Source organism: Paraburkholderia sp. Cpub6, assembly GCF_014201065.1.
GTDB classification, from domain to species: Bacteria; Pseudomonadota; Gammaproteobacteria; order Burkholderiales; family Burkholderiaceae; genus Paraburkholderia; species Paraburkholderia tuberum.
The window spans coordinates 483,057-500,437 of the sequence record NZ_JACHDM010000001.1 but is presented as its reverse complement, the minus strand read 5'-3'; the positions used below and the strand labels follow the sequence as shown (position 1 = coordinate 500,437).

General features: G+C 65.4%; 19 protein-coding genes, 1 pseudogene and 1 riboswitch. Of the genes and pseudogenes, 9 read left to right on the top strand and 11 right to left on the bottom strand.

Going from position 1 to position 17,381, the window contains the following annotated elements; translation table 11 throughout:
- The first annotated feature begins 20 nt into the window (after positions 1-20).
- The 4 genes from HDG33_RS02210 to HDG33_RS02195 all read left to right on the top strand — a co-directional run bounded on the left by HDG33_RS02210 (position 21) and on the right by HDG33_RS02195 (position 4,201).
- Positions 21-935: an ABC transporter permease gene (locus HDG33_RS02210; RefSeq protein WP_184022076.1), complete on the top strand. Its 915-nt coding sequence runs from the start codon at positions 21-23 to the stop codon at positions 933-935.
- Entirely contained in the window at positions 932-1,978 is a 1,047-nt protein-coding gene (locus HDG33_RS02205) for an ABC transporter ATP-binding protein (protein ID WP_184022073.1), read from the top strand. The genes HDG33_RS02210 and HDG33_RS02205 overlap by 4 nt, the downstream gene beginning before the upstream one ends.
- A 57-nt stretch (positions 1,979-2,035) precedes the next feature.
- A complete protein-coding gene (locus tag HDG33_RS02200; RefSeq protein WP_184022070.1) occupies positions 2,036-2,860 on the top strand; it encodes a phosphodiesterase in 825 nt (274 codons plus the stop codon).
- A gap of 141 nt (positions 2,861-3,001) precedes the next feature.
- Complete coding sequence (locus HDG33_RS02195; RefSeq protein ID WP_184022067.1) at positions 3,002-4,201, top strand: MFS transporter; 1,200 nt, start codon at positions 3,002-3,004, stop codon at positions 4,199-4,201.
- Between the two features lie 90 nt (positions 4,202-4,291).
- Here the strand turns inward: HDG33_RS02195 and HDG33_RS02190 are convergent, their stop codons facing one another.
- From HDG33_RS02190 to HDG33_RS02170, 5 genes are all read right to left on the bottom strand, one after another.
- Entirely contained in the window at positions 4,292-4,723 is a 432-nt protein-coding gene (locus HDG33_RS02190; protein ID WP_090800917.1) for a response regulator, read from the bottom strand.
- A gap of 20 nt (positions 4,724-4,743) precedes the next feature.
- Positions 4,744-5,376 (bottom strand): response regulator transcription factor, encoded by a 633-nt coding sequence (locus HDG33_RS02185; protein WP_184022064.1) that lies wholly within the window; start codon positions 5,374-5,376, stop codon positions 4,744-4,746.
- Between the two features lie 162 nt (positions 5,377-5,538).
- Positions 5,539-6,084 (bottom strand): bacterioferritin, encoded by a 546-nt coding sequence (locus HDG33_RS02180; RefSeq protein ID WP_184022061.1) that lies wholly within the window; start codon positions 6,082-6,084, stop codon positions 5,539-5,541.
- Positions 6,085-6,292: 208 nt separating this feature from the next.
- Positions 6,293-6,454 (bottom strand): DUF1328 domain-containing protein, encoded by a 162-nt coding sequence (locus HDG33_RS02175; RefSeq protein WP_006052455.1) that lies wholly within the window; start codon positions 6,452-6,454, stop codon positions 6,293-6,295.
- 93 nt (positions 6,455-6,547) lie between these two features.
- On the bottom strand, positions 6,548-6,724 hold the full coding sequence (locus HDG33_RS02170; RefSeq protein ID WP_184022059.1) for a DUF1328 family protein: 177 nt from the start codon (positions 6,722-6,724) through the stop codon (positions 6,548-6,550).
- Positions 6,725-6,748: 24 nt separating this feature from the next.
- On the opposite strand from HDG33_RS02170, the gene HDG33_RS02165 reads away from it, so the two are divergent.
- The 3 genes and pseudogenes from HDG33_RS02165 to HDG33_RS02155 all read left to right on the top strand — a co-directional run.
- On the top strand, positions 6,749-8,404 hold the full coding sequence (locus HDG33_RS02165) for a sensor histidine kinase (RefSeq protein ID WP_260330285.1): 1,656 nt from the start codon (positions 6,749-6,751) through the stop codon (positions 8,402-8,404).
- Between the two features lie 218 nt (positions 8,405-8,622).
- Positions 8,623-8,760 (top strand): entericidin A/B family lipoprotein, encoded by a 138-nt coding sequence (locus HDG33_RS02160; RefSeq protein ID WP_184022056.1) that lies wholly within the window; start codon positions 8,623-8,625, stop codon positions 8,758-8,760.
- Between the two features lie 226 nt (positions 8,761-8,986).
- Positions 8,987-9,337: pseudogene (locus HDG33_RS02155) on the top strand (hypothetical protein); the annotation flags it as partial.
- Positions 9,338-9,373: 36 nt separating this feature from the next.
- Here HDG33_RS02155 and HDG33_RS02150 read toward each other — a convergent pair.
- The 6 genes from HDG33_RS02150 to HDG33_RS02125 form a co-directional block, all read right to left on the bottom strand.
- Positions 9,374-10,303 (bottom strand): EamA family transporter, encoded by a 930-nt coding sequence (locus tag HDG33_RS02150; RefSeq protein ID WP_184022053.1) that lies wholly within the window; start codon positions 10,301-10,303, stop codon positions 9,374-9,376.
- Positions 10,304-10,735: 432 nt separating this feature from the next.
- A complete protein-coding gene (locus HDG33_RS02145; protein ID WP_184022049.1) occupies positions 10,736-10,978 on the bottom strand; it encodes a pentapeptide MXKDX repeat protein in 243 nt (80 codons plus the stop codon).
- Positions 10,979-11,070: 92 nt separating this feature from the next.
- Entirely contained in the window at positions 11,071-11,874 is an 804-nt protein-coding gene (locus HDG33_RS02140; protein WP_184022046.1) for a molybdopterin-dependent oxidoreductase, read from the bottom strand.
- Between the two features lie 66 nt (positions 11,875-11,940).
- A complete protein-coding gene (locus HDG33_RS02135) occupies positions 11,941-12,585 on the bottom strand; it encodes a cytochrome b/b6 domain-containing protein (RefSeq protein ID WP_184022043.1) in 645 nt (214 codons plus the stop codon).
- A gap of 48 nt (positions 12,586-12,633) precedes the next feature.
- Positions 12,634-13,497: a thioredoxin family protein gene (locus HDG33_RS02130; RefSeq protein WP_184022041.1), complete on the bottom strand. Its 864-nt coding sequence runs from the start codon at positions 13,495-13,497 to the stop codon at positions 12,634-12,636.
- Positions 13,498-13,609: 112 nt separating this feature from the next.
- Positions 13,610-14,068 (bottom strand): hypothetical protein, encoded by a 459-nt coding sequence (locus HDG33_RS02125; protein WP_184022038.1) that lies wholly within the window; start codon positions 14,066-14,068, stop codon positions 13,610-13,612.
- Positions 14,069-14,657: 589 nt separating this feature from the next.
- Between HDG33_RS02125 and HDG33_RS02120 the strand changes: the two genes are divergently transcribed.
- Together HDG33_RS02120 and thiC are read left to right on the top strand one after the other, a co-directional pair.
- Positions 14,658-15,059, top strand: coding sequence for a GreA/GreB family elongation factor (locus HDG33_RS02120; RefSeq protein ID WP_184022035.1), 402 nt, complete (start codon positions 14,658-14,660; stop codon positions 15,057-15,059).
- A gap of 143 nt (positions 15,060-15,202) precedes the next feature.
- Positions 15,203-15,320, top strand: a riboswitch (TPP riboswitch).
- A gap of 88 nt (positions 15,321-15,408) precedes the next feature.
- Complete coding sequence (gene thiC / locus HDG33_RS02115; RefSeq protein WP_184022032.1) at positions 15,409-17,340, top strand: phosphomethylpyrimidine synthase ThiC; 1,932 nt, start codon at positions 15,409-15,411, stop codon at positions 17,338-17,340.
- Positions 17,341-17,381 lie beyond the last annotated feature (41 nt).

Genomic DNA, 17,381 nt, shown 5'->3' with positions numbered 1-17,381 from the left:
AACGCAACGACTACCTACCTATGAACTCAATCACCGCCCCTTCGCCGTCTTCGCAACCGGCAGCCGGACCGCGCGCGCGACGCGCGTGGCCTTCCACGCGAACATGGCTCGCCGCGGGTCAATGGTTCGTCACACTACTGCTGTGCGCGTTCCTGATCGTGCCGGTCGTCATGTCGATCGTCGCCGGGCTGACGGTCAACTACTTCAAGGGCGTGTCGAGCGGACTCACGCTGCGCTGGCTCGTCGAAGTGTGGACCCAGTATCACGACTCGGTGTGGCTATCGCTCGAAGTGGCCGCGGCGACGCTCGTCGTCACGCTGCTGACCGGCGTGCCCGCGGGCTATGTGCTCGCGCGCAGCAAGACGCGCTTCGCACGCATCGTCGAAGAGTTTCTGGTGCTGCCGATCGCGCTGCCCGGCCTCGCATCGGCACTCGCGCTGCTGGTGATCTACGGCGGCTTCACGGCGTTTCGGATGAGCGCGGCGTTCATCGTCGTCGGGCATGTGGTGTTCACGCTGCCGTTCATGGTGCGCGCGGTCGCGGCGGTCTGCGCGAGCAGCGATCTGCGCACGCTCGAAGAAGGCGCGGCGAGCCTCGGCGCGAGCTTCTTCACGCGCTTCGTCACGATCGTGCTGCCGAACGCGCGGCCAGGCATCGTCGCGGGCGCGCTCGCGGTGCTCACGCTGTCGATCGGCGAATTCAATCTCACGTGGATGCTGCACACGCCCGACACGAAGACGCTGCCGGTCGGCCTCGCCGACACCTACGCGTCGATGCGCATCGAGATCGGCAGCGCGTACACGATCCTGTTCTTCATCATGACGATGCCGCTGCTCGTCGCGATGCAATGGCTCGGCGTCGATGCGACCGGCCAGCGCAGCGCCTCGAAGAAGCGCGGCGCCGCCTTTTCCGCGAAGCCCATCGACACACCATGAAACTGACCTCGGTTCCCATCACGCTCACGCAGTGCGCCAAAACGTTTCGCGGCACGCGCGTGCTCGAACCGCTCGACCTGACGATCGGCGCGGGCGAAACCCTCGTGCTGCTCGGACCGTCGGGCTGCGGCAAGACGACGACGCTGCGCCTGATCGCGGGCCTCGAAACGCCTGACGCGGGCGGCCGCATCGCATTCGGCGACGACGACGTGACCACGCTGCCGATCGAAAAGCGCGCGGTCGGCATGGTGTTCCAGAGCTACGCGCTGTTTCCGAACCTGACCGTGCGCGGCAATATCGGCTACGGCCTGAAGATCAAACGCGTGCCGGCCGCAGTCGCGCGACAACGCGTCGACGAACTGCTCGGCATGATGCGGCTCAACGCGCACGCCGACAAACCGATCGATCAACTGTCGGGCGGCCAGCGTCAACGTGTGGCGCTCGCGCGCGCACTCGCGGTGCAGCCGCGCGTGCTGCTGCTCGACGAACCGCTGACCGCGCTCGACGCGCGTCTGCGCGACGCATTGCGCAGCGAGATGAACGCGCTGTTGCGCGAACTCGGCATCACGACCGTCTACGTGACGCACGATCAGGCCGAAGCGATGGAGCTCGGCGATCGCATCGTCGTGATGAGCGCGGGACGCATCGAGCAGATCGGTTCGCCGCGCGACATCTACTATCGTCCGGCCAATCGCACGGTCGCGCAGTTCGTCGGCACGATCAACCGTGTCGCGGGCGAGCCCCGCGACGGCATGCTCGCGACGAGCGGCGGCGCCGTGCCGTTGCCCGCGCATGCGTCGAACGCACACGGCGCGCACGAAATCTTCTTTCGCCCCGAGGATGCCCGGCTCACCGACCCCGCGCTCGCGCAACTGCGCGGCCAGATCGAAAGCACCGCGTTCCTCGGCGAACGCACGCGTCTGACGATTGGCGGTGCCGCGCCCGAGCCGCTCTTCGTCGACGTCGCGGGCCGCATCGAGCTTGCGCGCGGCACGCCGGTCGGCATCTCGATCGAGCCGGACGCACTGATTGCGCTATCGTAGGTAAAAACAGCGCCGCATCCTGGCGCCCGACACGAAGCAACCCGAAGGACCTCTGTCATGCTGCTGGCTCAAATTAGCGACCTGCATATCAAGCAACCCGGCGCACTCGCGTATCGCCGCGTCGATACCGCCCCCTACCTCGCGCGCTGCGTCGACGCGCTCAACGCGCTCACACCACGCCCCGACGCGGTGCTGATCACCGGCGACCTCGTCGATCAGGGCGACCCCCAGCAGTACGCGCGCCTGAAAACACTGCTCGCGCCGCTCGAAATCCCCTACTTCCTGATGGTCGGCAATCACGACGAACGCAACGCGCTGCGCGCGGCGTTTCCCGGGCGCGAGGAATTGCTGAGCGGCGGCGAGTTCGTGCAGTACGCGCTCGACGTCGGCCCGCTGCGCGTGATCGCGCTCGATTCGCTGGTGCCCGGTTCGAGCGCCGGCATGCTGTGCGACACGCGGCTCGCGTGGCTCGAGCGGCAGCTCGATGCGGCGCGCGGCAAGCCGGTCGTGGTCGCGCTGCATCACCCGCCGTTCGCGTGCGGCATCGGGCATATGGACGAGATCCGGCTCGACCGGGCGGCGTCGCACAAGCTCGCGGCGTTGATCGCTCAGCATCCCAACGTCGAGCGCGTGCTCTGCGGGCACGTGCATCGGTCGATGTTCGTGCGCTTCGGCGGCACGATCGCGAGCGCGATTCCAGCGCCCGCGCACCAGGTGGCGCTCGATTTTCGCGAGGACGGACCGTCGGCGTTCGTGATGGAGCCGCCCGCGTATGCGCTCCATTACTACGATCCGGCGACGGGCATCGTCACGCATCATGCGTATGTCGACGCGGCCGACGGCCCGTATCCGTTCTACGACGCTGGCGCGTTGATCGACTGAACCGCCGGACACACTTCGCAACCGCCTGACACCGGATGCGCGGGCGAGCCTCGCGCGGCCGTCAGCACGAACCCCGCCGCTCCGGTATGATCGGCACGCTTGAGGACCGCGCATGGGCCGGTCCGTCGATCCGCCCCTGTCATGTCCACTTCCGACGCTTCCACTTCCGCTTCCTCCGCCCGGTCGTTGCGCGGCGTGTTGCTGCTGCTCGCGACGATCGCCGGTGTCTCGGTCGCAAACATCTATTTCAACCAGCCGCTGCTCGATAACTTCCGCCAGTCGTTTCCGGGCAGCGCGTCATGGGTCGGCGCGGTGCCGGCCGTCACGCAGCTCGGCTACGCCGCCGGCATGCTGTTGCTTGCGCCGCTCGGCGATCGCTTCGACCGGCGTCTGCTGATCCTGCTGCAGATCGCCGGCATGTGCGTCGCGCTCGTCATTGCGGCGTCGGCACCGACGCTCGCGGTGCTGATCGTCACGAGTCTCGCGATCGGCGTGCTCGCGACGATCGCGCAACAGGCGGTGCCGTTCGCGGCCGAACTCGCGCCGCCGTCCGAACGCGGCCACGCGGTCGGCACCGTGATGAGCGGCCTGCTGCTCGGCATCCTGCTTGCCCGGACCGCGGCGGGCATCGTCGCCGAATACTTCGGCTGGCGCGCGGTGTTTGGCGCATCCGTCGTCGCGCTGCTCGCACTCGCGGTCGTCATCATTTTGCGTTTGCCGAAGAGCCAGCCGACCTCGACGTTGCCGTACGGCAAGCTGCTCGTGTCGATGTGGCACCTGGTAACCGAGCATCGCGCGCTGCGCGAGGCATCGCTCACCGGTGCGGCGTTGTTCGGCGCGTTCAGCATTTTCTGGTCGGTGCTCGCGCTGCTGCTCGCGGGCGCGCCGTTTCATCTCGGGCCGCAGGCGGCAGGGCTGTTCGGTATCGTCGGCGCGGCCGGCGCGCTGGCCGCGCCGCTCGCCGGCAAGTTCGCCGACCGGCGTGGACCGCGCGCGATCATCACCGTGTCGCTCGTGCTGGTCGTGATCGCGTTCGTGATCTTCGGTGCGTCGGCGAAGAGCATCGCGGGACTCGTGGTCGGCGTGATCATTCTCGACATAGGCGTGCAGGCCGCGCAGATTTCGAATCAGTCGCGCATCTACGCCTTGAAGCCCGATGCGCGCAGCCGCGTGAATACCGTGTACATGGTCGCGTATTTCATCGGCGGGGCGCTGGGCTCGGGTGTCGGCGCGATCGTGTGGCCGGTGTTCGGGTGGGTCGGCGTGACTATCGCGGGGATCGCGTTTGCCGGGCTCGGCGCGTGGAATCATTTGCGGTTGCCGGCGCGGGCTGGGCATTGATATCAGCCGGAGGATCGTCTGTAATGAACGACACGTGGCTCGATCTCGCTCGGTTCATCCGCGAAATGCGCACTCCCGCCGGTCGAGTCGTTACACCCCGCCACCCCTCCCCAACGCATACTCATGCAGCGCATCGAGCACGCGATCGAACTCGAACGATTTGTCGTAAAAGTGCCGCACGCCATACTGCTCGCAGCGCTCGCGGTACGCGGGCAACGCGTGATTGGTCAGCACCGCCGCGAACATCGAATCGATCAGCCCCTCGCGCTGCAGATACGCGAGCACCGGCACGCCCGAGCCCAGCTTCAGCTGCAAATCGACGATCACCGCGTCGAACGCTTCGTCGCCGAGCAGCGCGATCGCCTGATCGGCGGAATCGGCATAAGCGGCCACGCGCAGCAGGCCCGACGCATCGATCGCCTCCACGAGGCTGCGGCGGATCAGCGGCGAATCCTCGATCAGCAGCACGCGCAACGGCGCGCGGCTGGCTGACTCGGTAGCGGGGTTCGGTTCGCTGTTCATCGGAATATCTCGATCGTCCGTCATTCGATCAGGCCATTCTTGATCGCGTAATACGTGAGGTCCGCGTTGTTCGCGAGACGCATCTTCTCGAGCACCCGCGCGCGATACGTGCTCACCGTTTTGACCGACAGATGCAGCTCTTCAGCAATCTCGGTCGGCAACTGGCCGGCCGCGAGCTTGCAGAAGATCTGGAATTCGCGCTCCGACAGCGCTTCATGCGGACGCCCGGCGGCAGGCTTGTCGAGATTGTCGGCAAGCGTATCGGCGACCGCCTCCGACAGATAGCGATGCCCGCGCGCGACCGAGCGGATCGCGCGCACGATTTCTTCCGGCTCGCAGTCCTTGTTCAGATAGCCGTTCGCGCCCGCGCGCAGCAGATTGATCGCGTACTGGCTCTCGGGATAGCCCGATAGAATCAGCACGCCCTGCTCGGGACGCACCTGCTTGATCACACGCAACGTGTCGATGCCGTTCTTGTCCGGCATCGCGATGTCGAGCAGCACGACGTCGAATGCCTGCTCGCGCACGAGGCAGATCGCTTCCTCGCCGGTGGCGGCCTCCGCGGCGACGCACATGTCCGGCTCGTCGGCGACGAACTGTCTGAAACCACCTCGAACGATCGCATGATCGTCAGCTATCAGCACTCGAATCATCGGTTGGGTTCCGTGCAAAGGGAGTCGCTCCGATGCGGACATTGTAATGATCCGGGGCCACGGCCGGACGCGGAATGCGAGGGCGGCTTCGCACCGCAGCTGCCGGCATTCCCGAGTTCGCCCGCGACCCGGTCCTTCGACGCTTCCTTGTCGCCTCGCGCGCTACTCGCGCCCCGCGAGCAGATCCGCCATATCGTCGGCATGCTCTTCTTCGACCGCGAGAATCTCCTCGAACAGCCGGCGCGTGGTCACGTCCTTCTCGCCGAGATACCGTACGATCTCGCGGTACGTGTCGATCGCGATGCGCTCTGCGATCAGGTTCTCGCGAATCATGTCGGTCAGATCGGTGCCTTCCTTGTATTCCGAATGCGCGCGTGCCTTGATGCCGTCCGGCGCGAAATCTGGTTCGCCGCCAAGCTGCACGATGCGCTCGGCGATGCGATCGGCGTGCTCCTGCTCCTCGGTTGCGTGCTCGGCAAATTCCCTCGCGACCGCTTCGGAATTGATGCCCTTCGCCATGAAGTAATGGCGCTTGTAGCGCAGCGTGCAGACGATCTCGGTGGCGAGCGCGTCGTTGAGCAGCTTGAGCACCGTCTCGCGATTCGCACCATAGGTCTGCGTGACCGGACCATCCGACATATGCTTGCGCGCGTCCTCGCGGATCTTCTTGATGTCCATCACGAACGTGTCGCCAGATTGCTTCGCCATCGAACTTCTCCTTTATCCGGTATTGGGTGAATCGCGCCTCAGCACGAATCGCGCCTGATGCGCCCAGGGCGGAATGACGGCGCGCTTCGAACGCGGGCACCTCAATCGGGGATTCAAACGCCGCGCGTTCACGCGCCTTGTTGACTACCTGTTCCTACATTGCGTACTTCGCTGCCTGCCTCATGTTGCGTTCATCCGGCTCGCGCGGCTAGGTTCGAAACACGCCGAGCAGCAATGTGACCACGAACACGACGAGAAAGATGTAGAACAGGATCTTCGCGATTTCGGCCGCGCCGGCCGCGATGCCGGTAAAGCCGAATACGGCTGCGATGATCGCAATCACGAAGAAGACGATGGCATAGTGAAGCATGGCATTTCTCCCTTTTGTTGGCCTTCCAATCGACTACCAGCAAATCGCTCGCCTGCTGTGAGGGCGCGGCTTGCCGCCACTGCGATGGCCGCGCTAATCGATCATTTTCTTCGTCACGACGAAGCCCAGCGCGAGGAACACGACGCACAGCACGACAAAGACGAAGAACAGGAACTTCGCGATCGCCGCCGCGCCGGCCGCGATGCCGGTGAAGCCGAGAAGACCGGCGATCACCGCGACGATCGCGAAGAACAGTGCCCACTTCAACATGATGGCTTCCTCCCGCAACATTGCATGAACGATCGGGTCCATGCTATCGATGCGCGGCGCCGCGCGCATTCCGACGCTCGCCGTTTTTCGTGTGAGAATCCGCTTACATTGGATTACGACGACATTACGCGCGCGGCTTCGCGCGATGCCGGAGTCGATGCCGGTGTCGATGCCCTCTTTCTGGAGCCGAAAGTGTCGAATCTGCAGAACCCGCCGGAACAACCTGGCGCACGCGCCACGGCGCGGCTCGCCGAGTGGATGCGCAATCGCAGCTGGGCGATCGCGATGACGGTGGCGATCGTGATCACGGTGGGAGGCCTCGTGATTCTGGAGACCGCGCGTCAGCGCATCACCGCCGAGTATGAGACCGCGCTTGAAGCGCGCGACGTCACCGTGCGACTGAGCACACTCGCGAGCGAGCTGTCGCGCCTCACCGCGCAACAAAACCAGTTTCTTCTGACGAAGGACGACGCATCCGCCCACGCGTTCTGCGCGAGCGCCGCGCGCATCCGCGACACCACCCAGCAGTTGGACCACTTCTATCGCGGCGGCCGCGCGGACAGCGCGGAACTCGCGAGCTTCACGCAGATTCTCGCGCTGATCGACGCGCGCATCGGCGCGGGCGCCGCCGCGATGCAGCACGCCGCGCCGCATCCGCTCGATCTCGGCGCATGCGGGAGCGCGAGCGACGTCAACCCGGCGGACGCGTCGCTGATCGACAGTACGCTCGCGCTGCTGCGCGACAACGAGGAGCGCCGCGCTCAGCACGCGCTGGCCGCGAGCCGCGCCGACCAGCGGCTGTCGACGCTGTGCGCGGCGGGTCTGTCGGCGCTGAACATCGTGCTGTTCATTCTGCTGTTTCGCAATCTCGGCATCCAGATCGACCGGCAGGCGCGCGCGCAGCGTCAGTTGATCACGCAGCAGGAGGAACTCGACCAGCTCGTCAACGAGCGCACGCGGCAGCTCGAAGCGCTCGGCTGGCATCTGCAGGCGGTCAGCGAAAACGAAAAGACCCAGCTCGCGCGCGAGTTGCACGACGAGCTCGGCGCGATTCTGACCGCATGCCGGATGGACGTCGCATGGGCGCGCCGCAAGCTGAAGGACAGCGAGCCAGACATCGCCGACAAGCTGCAGCGCGCGCTCGCCAATCTCGACCAGGGTATCGCGTTGAAGCGGCGCATCATCGAGGACATGCGGCCGACCGTGCTGGCCAATTTCGGGCTCGTTACCGCGCTGCGCACGCTCGCCGACGAAGCCGCGCAGCGCAACAACTGGACGCTCGAGCTGCACCTGCCCGCCGACGATATCCAGCTCGACGAGCAGACCGAAATCGCGCTGTTTCGGGTCGCGCAGGAATCGCTGACGAACGCCGCCAAGTACGCGCGGGCCTCGAAGGTCGGAATCGCATTGCGGGTCGGCGACGGCGAGGTCGCGCTGCATATCGCGGACAACGGCGTCGGCATCATGCCGGCCGACCTGAAGCGCACACATACGCACGGCCTGCTCGGCATGCGTCAGCGCGTGGCCGCGCGTGGCGGGCGCTTCGAGATCCGCCGTGGCGCGCAAAACGGCACCGACATCGACGTCGTGATGCCGAGCGCGAGCGCCGCGACGCCTTCGGTCGATCAGCCGCTGACGTCGCCGGCCACGCCGCCCACTTCGTCGCAAAGCCCCGTCTGACAGAAGCTCGCCGCAGCGCCCCCAAGCCGTTGTAGGAGTGCGCCGACGCAAACACCGGAGCACGCCTACGACAAAATCACGGCACGGCCGACAGCGCCGCCCCCGCCCTTTTTTTACCATGCAATCAGACCGGTTCGAAACCGGATCGAGACCTGATCGACTGGCATGGCCCCGGTCGGACGACATCAACCGATGCATTCTCGACAAGGAGAAGTTTCATGACTCGACTGATCGCTTTGCTTGTGCTCGCAGGAACCGCCATGCTTGTCACCGGCTGCAACACGATGGCGGGCGCCGGCGAAGATATTTCGAAGGGCGGCCACGCCATCACGAACGAAGCGGAAAAGGCGAAATAAGCCGGCACATGGCAGCAGGATTTGCAAAGCCCGTCGCGGGATGTCGCTGCGGGCTCTTTTTTCGTGAATGATTGCGTGCTGGCTGGCACTCGACGCGACGCGTTTTCAGAACGCGATGAAACGGCACGGCGACCGCACCCTCGCGGATCGCCGTGCCGTCCCCCCCGCCGCGCGGTGTATCGTTCGTGCTGCCCCCTCTTACACGGTCCCTGCATGTCTTACCAACGTCGCGACCGGCATCGTGCCGCGGCGGCCGGCGATTGCCGGCATCGATGGGCCCAACGGGCTGTCGTATGTCGACGTGCGGCGCGGTGCGCCGGTCGGCGCGCGCGTCGCCGTGATCGGCGCGCGCGGTCTCAGAATCGCGCGTGACAGTGCCGACGCATGGCTCGACCTCGATACGATCGTCGTGTGCGCGGGGTAGGAGTCGTTGCGCGAGCTGTTGCCGTCGACGGTCGATCGCAACCACGGCAGCGGCGGCCCGCGTTTTCATGTGATCGGCGGCGCGAAGCTCGCGACCGAGCTCGATGCGAAGCGCGCGGTCCGCGAGGGCGCGGAACTGGTGGCAAGGCTTTGACAGCGGGCGCGCGGTTCGACGAGAACCGCGCCGCTATCAGGCGCTGCGCTTGTTCCGGTAATCGAACCAGAAAGACATGCCGACGCTGATCAGAATCACGATCGTCGCGATTACCGTCGAGCGGGTGACCGGCTCGCCGAGCAGCAGCGCGCCCAGCGCGACCGCGACGACCGGATTCACGTACATGCAGCTGCTCGCGATGATCGGGCTCGTGTGGCGAATCAGATAACCGTAGGCGACGTACGCCGCCATCGTCCCAATCAACATCAGATACAGGAACGCGACGAGAGGCAGAAAATGCAGCTCGAGCATCCGCTCGCCCGACGCCCACGCGACCAGCGTCGACATCGCGCCGCCGAGGCCGATCTGCAGCGAGGTCGACAGAAACAGGTCCGACGGCAGCTTCAGCTGCCCGGCCAGATGCGCGCCGCCGGCCCAGAACAGCGCGCCGCACAGAATCGCGAGACTGCCGCCCGTCGAGCCCGGCGTGCTGTCGCCGTGACTCAGAATCACGATGCCGGCGAGCCCCAGCCCGACCGCGAACCATTCGCCGCGGCCGATCTTGCGTCCGGCGACGGCCGCGATCACGGTCGCGAACAGCGGCACGGTCGCGACCATCACGGCCGCGGTGCCGGTGCCGACCGTGCGCATGCCGTAGGCGAGCATGCCGCTCGACAGACCCACCAGCATGGTGCCGACGAGGCCCGCGTTGCGGATTTCGGCGAAGCTCGGCCAGATCGGCTTGCGGCGCGCGGCGAACACGAACAGACCGATGCCGGCGAACAGGTTGCGCAAGCCCGACATCAGCAGCGGCGGGAACGAGCCGAGCGCGACGTGCACGCCGAGGTACGTCGAGCCCCACACCAGATAAACGACGGCAAGCGCGAGCGCGATCCGCCCGTTGCGCGACCGCGGCAGACGCAGCGGCCGGCCGCGCGGAGAAAAAGCTGAACGTTGCAGCGACATGCTTCAGTCCGCCGTCGCCACTCGACCCGCGCGATGCGCTCGATGCCCGCGAGGCGCCGAGCCTGCGTCGATATCTTTCGGGCGGGATGGCGGGCACCGCATCGGCGATGCGGTCGGACGGGCGAGGCTGGCGGACATGTCGGTGGAACGGTAAGACGATGGGCGGCGCCGGAAGCGCCAGAAACGGCGGTGGCGGCGGCGTCGGTCAAAACGACACGATGCAACGCGGCCGCGCTGCGCGGCGGCAAGGTTGGCAAAGCCGCGGCGCGCACCGCATTATGCAGTAAGCGCCGAGAACACCACGCGAGAGAATCGTAACTTTTGGGTTTCCTGCAACAGAAAAGCCGGGGACGCATCCCCGGCTTGCGGTGTCGGATCCGTTCGATGCGCGGCCGTGCATCGGCAGGATCGCTAAGCGCCCTCGGCGCCGACTCAGTTGCCCATCGCGCCCGACGCCTCGTGCTTCATCGCGTCGCCGCCCTTTTTCATCGAGTCGTGCTTCATCGTGTCCTTTTTCGTGCCGTCCTTCGACATGCTGTCTTTGGACATCGAATCTTTCGACATCGCATTCTTCGACATCTCATCGTTCGACATCGCGCCGCTCGCCTGCGCGAAGGCCGTGCCGCCGCTTGCCAGCATCAACAATGCGATCGTGGTAACTGCAATCTTCTTCATGGGATGACTCCTTGGTGGTGGATGAATCGAAGCCGGCGAGAGCCGGCGTGCTTCCGAAGCCGCTGCCGCAAGCGCGCGTGCGCCCGCATGCGTCAGGAGCCTCCGAACCAGTTGTAGCCCTGGTCGACCCAATAGCCGCCGGGATACGTGTTGGTGACGAATATTTCGACGATATGCTTCGGATTCTTGTAGCCGAGCTTGGTCGGCATGCGCAGCTTCATCGGGTAGCCGTATTTCGCGGGCAGCCGTTCGCCGTCGTAGGAAAACGTCAGCAGCGTTTGCGGATGCAAAGCGGTCGGCATGTCGATGCTTTCGAAGTAGTCGTCCGCGCATTTGAAGCCGACGTACTTCGCCGTCGTGTCCGCGCCGACGCGCCGCAGAAAATCGCCGAATGGCGTGCCGCCCCAGCGGCCGATCGCGCTCCAGCCTTCGACGCAGATATGTCGCGTGATCTGCTCCGCGTGAGGCAGCGCGTACAGCTCGGGCAGCGTCCACACGCGCTGGCCGGTCACGAGGCCGCTCAGCTTCAATTGATAATCTGAGCCGTCGACGTGCGGCACGTCGTCGATGCCGTAGTACGCGTTGAATGGAAACGGCCGCGTGATCTGCGCTTCGGTGTAGGTCGGCGCGAGCTGCTTCGGATCGAACAGCGCGGCCTGCGCGCGATCGTTCAGCCGCGACACGGCTGTCAGGAAACGGTTCACGGAAGCGTCGTCGGTCAGCGAGCAGCCGGTCAGCATCGACAGGCCGCCGAGCGTCAGGAGCTGCTTGCCGAACAGGCGTCGCGACGGCATCGCCAGTTCGCGCTTCGCATCGAGCAGGATCGACGCGCGGTCGAGCTTGTGGCTCACACGATGTGTGGATGGGTCCGCTGGTTTCTCTATCGGCTTGTTCATGATTCGGTATCCGTTTGGAATTCGCGTTGCGATTTCATGAGCGTGAGCATGCGCGTGGGCAGCCGCTCAACGTCCGCGCAACATCGCGAGCAACGAGCGCGGCACGAGCGCGACCATCGCCAGATGCACGGCGAGAAACGCGGCCAGCAGCGACATCGCGCTGAAGTGCACGATGCGCGCGTTGTCGTAGCCGCCCATCAGTTCGCGCAGCAGCGGAAACTGCACCGACTTCCAGATCGCGAGCCCCGATAGCACGAGCACGATCAGATCGGCGATCGCGAACAGGTAGGCGAATTTCTGCACCGCGTTGTAGACGCGCAGATCGCCATGCGACAGCTTCCCGCGCAATGCGGCGACGAAATCGCGCAGTACCGCGCGCGGCGTCAGCGGCAGGAACTTGCGCACGAAACGCCCGCTCGCGAGATTCAGCGCGATATACATGAGGCCGTTGAACACCAGCAGCCACATCGCCGCGAAGTGCCATTGCAGCGCGCCGCCGAGCCAGCCGCCCAGCGTGATCGCGGTCGGGAAGCTGAACGCCGGGAAGATCGGCGACGCGTCGTAGATGCGCCAGCCCGACAGCATCATCACGATCGCCGCGAGCGCATTCAGCCAATGCGTGATGCGCAGCCACAGCGGATGAATGACGCCGCGCTTCGGCGCGGTGGGCGCGGCGGGTGCACTGGGGCGCAAGGCGTGGGGTGTGGACATGGGGCTCTCCTCGAGCAGCGGTAGTGAATGCGGCGCGCGCGATGTCGATCAACGGCACGCGGGAAGATCGGTCGCTTGCAGCACGTCGCCGCTCGCGTCGCTTTCGACGAACGCGACCACGCCGAAGCGGTCGGCGGCGTTGGCGCTCGGATCGGCTTGCGCATCGACGCTCCCTGCGTGTACATCGATGTCCTGATGAATCCGCGCGTGACCGGAGACGAGCGGCACAGGCCCGAACCAGGCGCGCACGACGCGCTCGTGATGCAGCGTCGCGCCGCGGTTTTCGCCCGCGCCGACCTGCGTCGTCAGCGCGTTCTCATAGATCGCGAGATAGGCGCTCAACGCACCCGTGGCGGCGGCTGCCGTCGTGCTGAACTGCGCATCGACATCGAACGCGCCGGGCGCACGCGGGCTCAGCGCAAGTGCGACGCTCGCCTGGGCGGGTTCGGCGACGAGCTCGTCGATGCGGCGCTCGAAACTGTCGCGTTGCGACCAGTCGCGCAGCTCGCGGCCCGCGACGAACACTTCCGGCGTATAGAGCGTGTGCGCGCCCGCGAGACGCGTCAGCGTTTGCTGACGTTCAGTGAAGCGATGCTGGGAAAAGCGGTCGGTCCAGCCGAGGCTGTTCCAGTAGTCGACGTGCAGCGCGAGCGGCACGATGCCGTGCGCGGCACCGTTGCTTTTCCATTGACTGAGCCAGCGGTCGGCGGGCGGGCAGCTATCGCAGCCCTCGCTGCTGTACAGCTCGACGAGCGCGACGCGGTGCGCGGGGCTGTGCGTGGCGCATAGGGGCCCGGCCGCGTCGGCCGCACTGATGCCAGAACCGCTCAGCAGAAAAAGCGCGAGGCCGACGGCGGGCGTCGAAAAAGTCGTAAAGCGCTGAAGTATCGAGCGATTGTGCGCGGTCGACATGACGTGCTCCGATCGTAATCTGCACGTTTGTCGAGCCGCGCGGCCGGTTATGACAAGCCTCTTTTAATTTTTTTTCCGGCATGGGATGAGCCAGTCAAAGCTCGCCCGCGACTCAGTCGTAACTGACCACCACCGTCACGCGCGTGTCCGTATCGGTGCGCTTCGCGTTCAGCGACAGCACGCCGCCCGCGCGACCGACCGCGTAGTGGCCGTCGCGGGCCGTCGCGACGCGCCCGGTGCCATCGACGAAACGCGCCGCCACCAGATCGCGCGACTGCGTGCCGCCGTTCACTTCGAGCGCGACATCGGCCCCGCTGACGACGCCCGGCGGCGCGCTGAACGTCACCGTGCGCGAAAAGCGCTGACCCGCCACGCTCGCGCTACCGACGGCGACGCCAGGGGGCGCCGTATCCTCGCTGATCTGCATCGGCGGTGCAACGATCATCCCCACGAACCGGATCACGCCGCCCGTCACCGTCGATGCCGCCGGCGCCGCCAGCGGCGCGGCAAGCAATGCCACCCCCGCAACTGTGCGACCGAACGTTCGCCACCGTCTGCTTTCCGCTTTCATGTGCACCTCTTTGTCAATCGGCGCGAGTCGCCTCGCGCCATTCACGCGCCATCCCGCGAATCGCTTCGCCGGAGTGCGGCCTTCGCTGCACTTTGTTTAACGGCAATCCTCTGACTGGCTTGAACGCAATGCGGACCACACCGCTTTCTTCTTGCACCGCACAAAAAACGGTCAATCGACGGGCGCGACGTCGCAAACGGAGCCGCGTGAGACAGCGTGCTAACATCAAACTTTCGTCTCGCTGCTGCCGCGCGGCCTCACGCTTTGTCGCCCGGCACCTCTCGATCGCTGTTCCCCAACACCTGGTCGTTTTGCCCGTGACTTCTCTGCGTCGTCCGACTTTCCGTGCTCTCGCCCGCTTGCGCCCATGCCGCGCAGGCGAGTGCGCGGACGTCGCGTCGCACGGTCCCGGCGAGACGTCCCGAACGGTCCCGCTTCACGCCGCCCGGCGCCCTCGCTGACGCAGCCCGCCAATACCCAGGGCCGCGTCGCCGGGCACCGGGCTCTCCCATTCGTCCACTCATCCGCCGACCGCCCCATGGGTCGTTGCACGCGGCCATCCATGACCGCCTTATCCGGAGTCCTGATGATGAAGAAGATCAAAACCTGCTACCTGACCGAACTCGACGTGACCCGCCTCGAGAAATACGCGGCCACCGACGCCAAGTTGCAGCACATGCTCGACGATGTGCTCGAACGCGCGGTGATCGTCGACTCGCACGAGATCCCCGCCGACGTCGTCACGATGAACTCGCAAGCGACGCTGATCGACACGGCGAGCGGCGAACAGATGACGTGGACCGTCGTCTATCCGCCCAACGCCGATTTCGCGCAAGGGCGCCTGAACGTGTTCTCGCCGGCTGGCCTCGCGCTGCTCGGCGCGCGCCGCGGCGAGAGCATCCGCTTCACGCCACCCAGCGGCGATCAGAAAGTGCTCAAGCTCGACAAAATCCTGTATCAGCCTGAAGCCGCCGACGATTTTTCACTGTAAGGCGGCCGTTCCCTCGCTGTAAGTTGCCCTGTCTGATGCGGTCTCGATTCAAGCATAGGAGATGTCCGGGGTTTCATCCGGACCGGTTTTTTGAATCATTCAGACAGGTTGCCAAACCGCGGGCGGGCGGTGTATCGTGTGCGCTGCTAACGCGGGGGTCCTGCGTAGCGCGGAGCTGGAGGTCCGTGTTGCGTGGGTGAGAAATACCCTTTGAACCTGATCTGGATAATGCCAGCGCAGGGAAGCGTACGGATTTCGCTCCAGCCCCAAGGGCCTCACCTCTCCGCGATTTCCGACTACTTCCATCTCGGTCTCCTGCTTAGCCGCCCCACTTTGTACGGAGACTTACATGAACGCCAACCCGAAGTTTATTTCCGCCGAAGCCCACGTGGACGAGGCCGCCGTCGCGCCGTTGCCGAATTCGCGCAAGGTCTACGTGACCGGCTCGCGCCCCGACATCCGCGTGCCGATGCGCGAAATCTCGCAGGCCGACACGCCCGACAGCTTCGGCGGCGAAAAGAATCCGCCGATCTACGTGTACGACACGTCGGGCGCCTACTCCGACCCGGACGCCAGGATCGACATCCGCGCGGGTCTGCCCGCGCTGCGCCAGGCGTGGATCGAGGAGCGCGGCGACACCGGGCCGCTGACCGGTCTGTCGAGCAGTTTCAGCCGCGAGCGCGCCGCCGATCCGGCCACCGCGCAGCTGCGTTTTCCGGGACTGCATCGCACGCCGCGCCGCGCAATTGCCGGCAGGAACGTGACGCAGATGCACTACGCGAAGCAAGGCCTCATCACGCCGGAAATGGAATACATCGCGATTCGCGAAAACCAGCGCCGTGCCGAGTACCTCGAGACCCTGAAGACGAGCGGCCCGAACGGCGCGAAGCTCGCCGCGATGATGGGCCGTCAGCACCCCGGCCAGGCATTCGGCGCGAGCGCGTTCGGTCCGAACGGCCTCACCGAAATCACCGCGGAATTCGTGCGCGAGGAAATCGCGCGCGGCCGCGCGATCATCCCGAACAACATCAATCACCCGGAAAGCGAGCCGATGATCATCGGCCGCAACTTCCTCGTGAAGGTCAATGCGAACATCGGCAACTCGGCGGTGACATCGTCGATCGGCGAGGAAGTCGACAAGATGACGTGGGCGATCCGCTGGGGCGGCGACACGGTGATGGATCTGTCGACCGGCAAGCACATTCATGAAACACGCGAATGGATCATCCGCAACAGCCCGGTGCCGATCGGCACGGTGCCGATCTATCAGGCGCTCGAAAAGGTCAACGGCAAGGCTGAAGACCTCACCTGGGAAATCTTCCGCGACACGCTGATCGAGCAGGCCGAGCAAGGCGTCGACTACTTCACGATCCACGCGGGCGTGCGTCTGCAATATGTGCCGCTCACGGCGAACCGGATGACCGGCATCGTGTCGCGCGGCGGCTCGATCATGGCGAAGTGGTGTCTCGCGCATCACAAGGAAAGCTTCCTGTACGAGCATTTCGAAGATATCTGCGAAATCATGAAGGCCTACGACGTGGCCTTCTCGCTCGGCGACGGCCTGCGTCCCGGCTCGATCTACGACGCGAACGACGAAGCGCAACTGGGCGAGCTGAAGACGCTCGGCGAACTCACGCAGATCGCGTGGAAGCACGACGTGCAGGTGATGATCGAAGGTCCGGGCCATGTGCCGATGCAGCTGATCAAGGAGAACATGGACCTGCAGCTCGACTGGTGCGACGAAGCGCCGTTCTACACGCTCGGGCCGCTGACCACCGACATCGCGCCGGGCTACGACCACATCACGTCGGGCATTGGCGCCGCGATGATCGGCTGGTTCGGCACCGCGATGCTGTGCTACGTGACGCCGAAGGAACACCTCGGTCTGCCGAACAAGGACGACGTGAAGACCGGCATCATCACGTACAAGCTCGCCGCGCATGCCGCCGATCTCGCGAAGGGTCATCCGGGTGCGCAGGTGCGCGACAACGCGCTGTCGAAGGCGCGCTTCGAATTCCGCTGGGAAGACCAGTTCAATCTCGGTCTCGACCCGGACAAGGCGCGCGAATTCCACGACGAAACGCTGCCGAAGGATTCGGCCAAGGTCGCGCATTTCTGCTCGATGTGCGGCCCGCACTTCTGCTCGATGAAGATCACCCAGGACGTACGCGAGTTCGCCGCGCAACAAGGGGTCACCGACGACGAAGCGCTGAAGAAAGGCATGGAAGTAAAGTCGATCGAGTTCATGAAGCAAGGCGCGGAGATTTATCAGCGGCAATGAGCGGGTTGCGCGATTCGCGCGAACCAGCACTGCAGTATCGA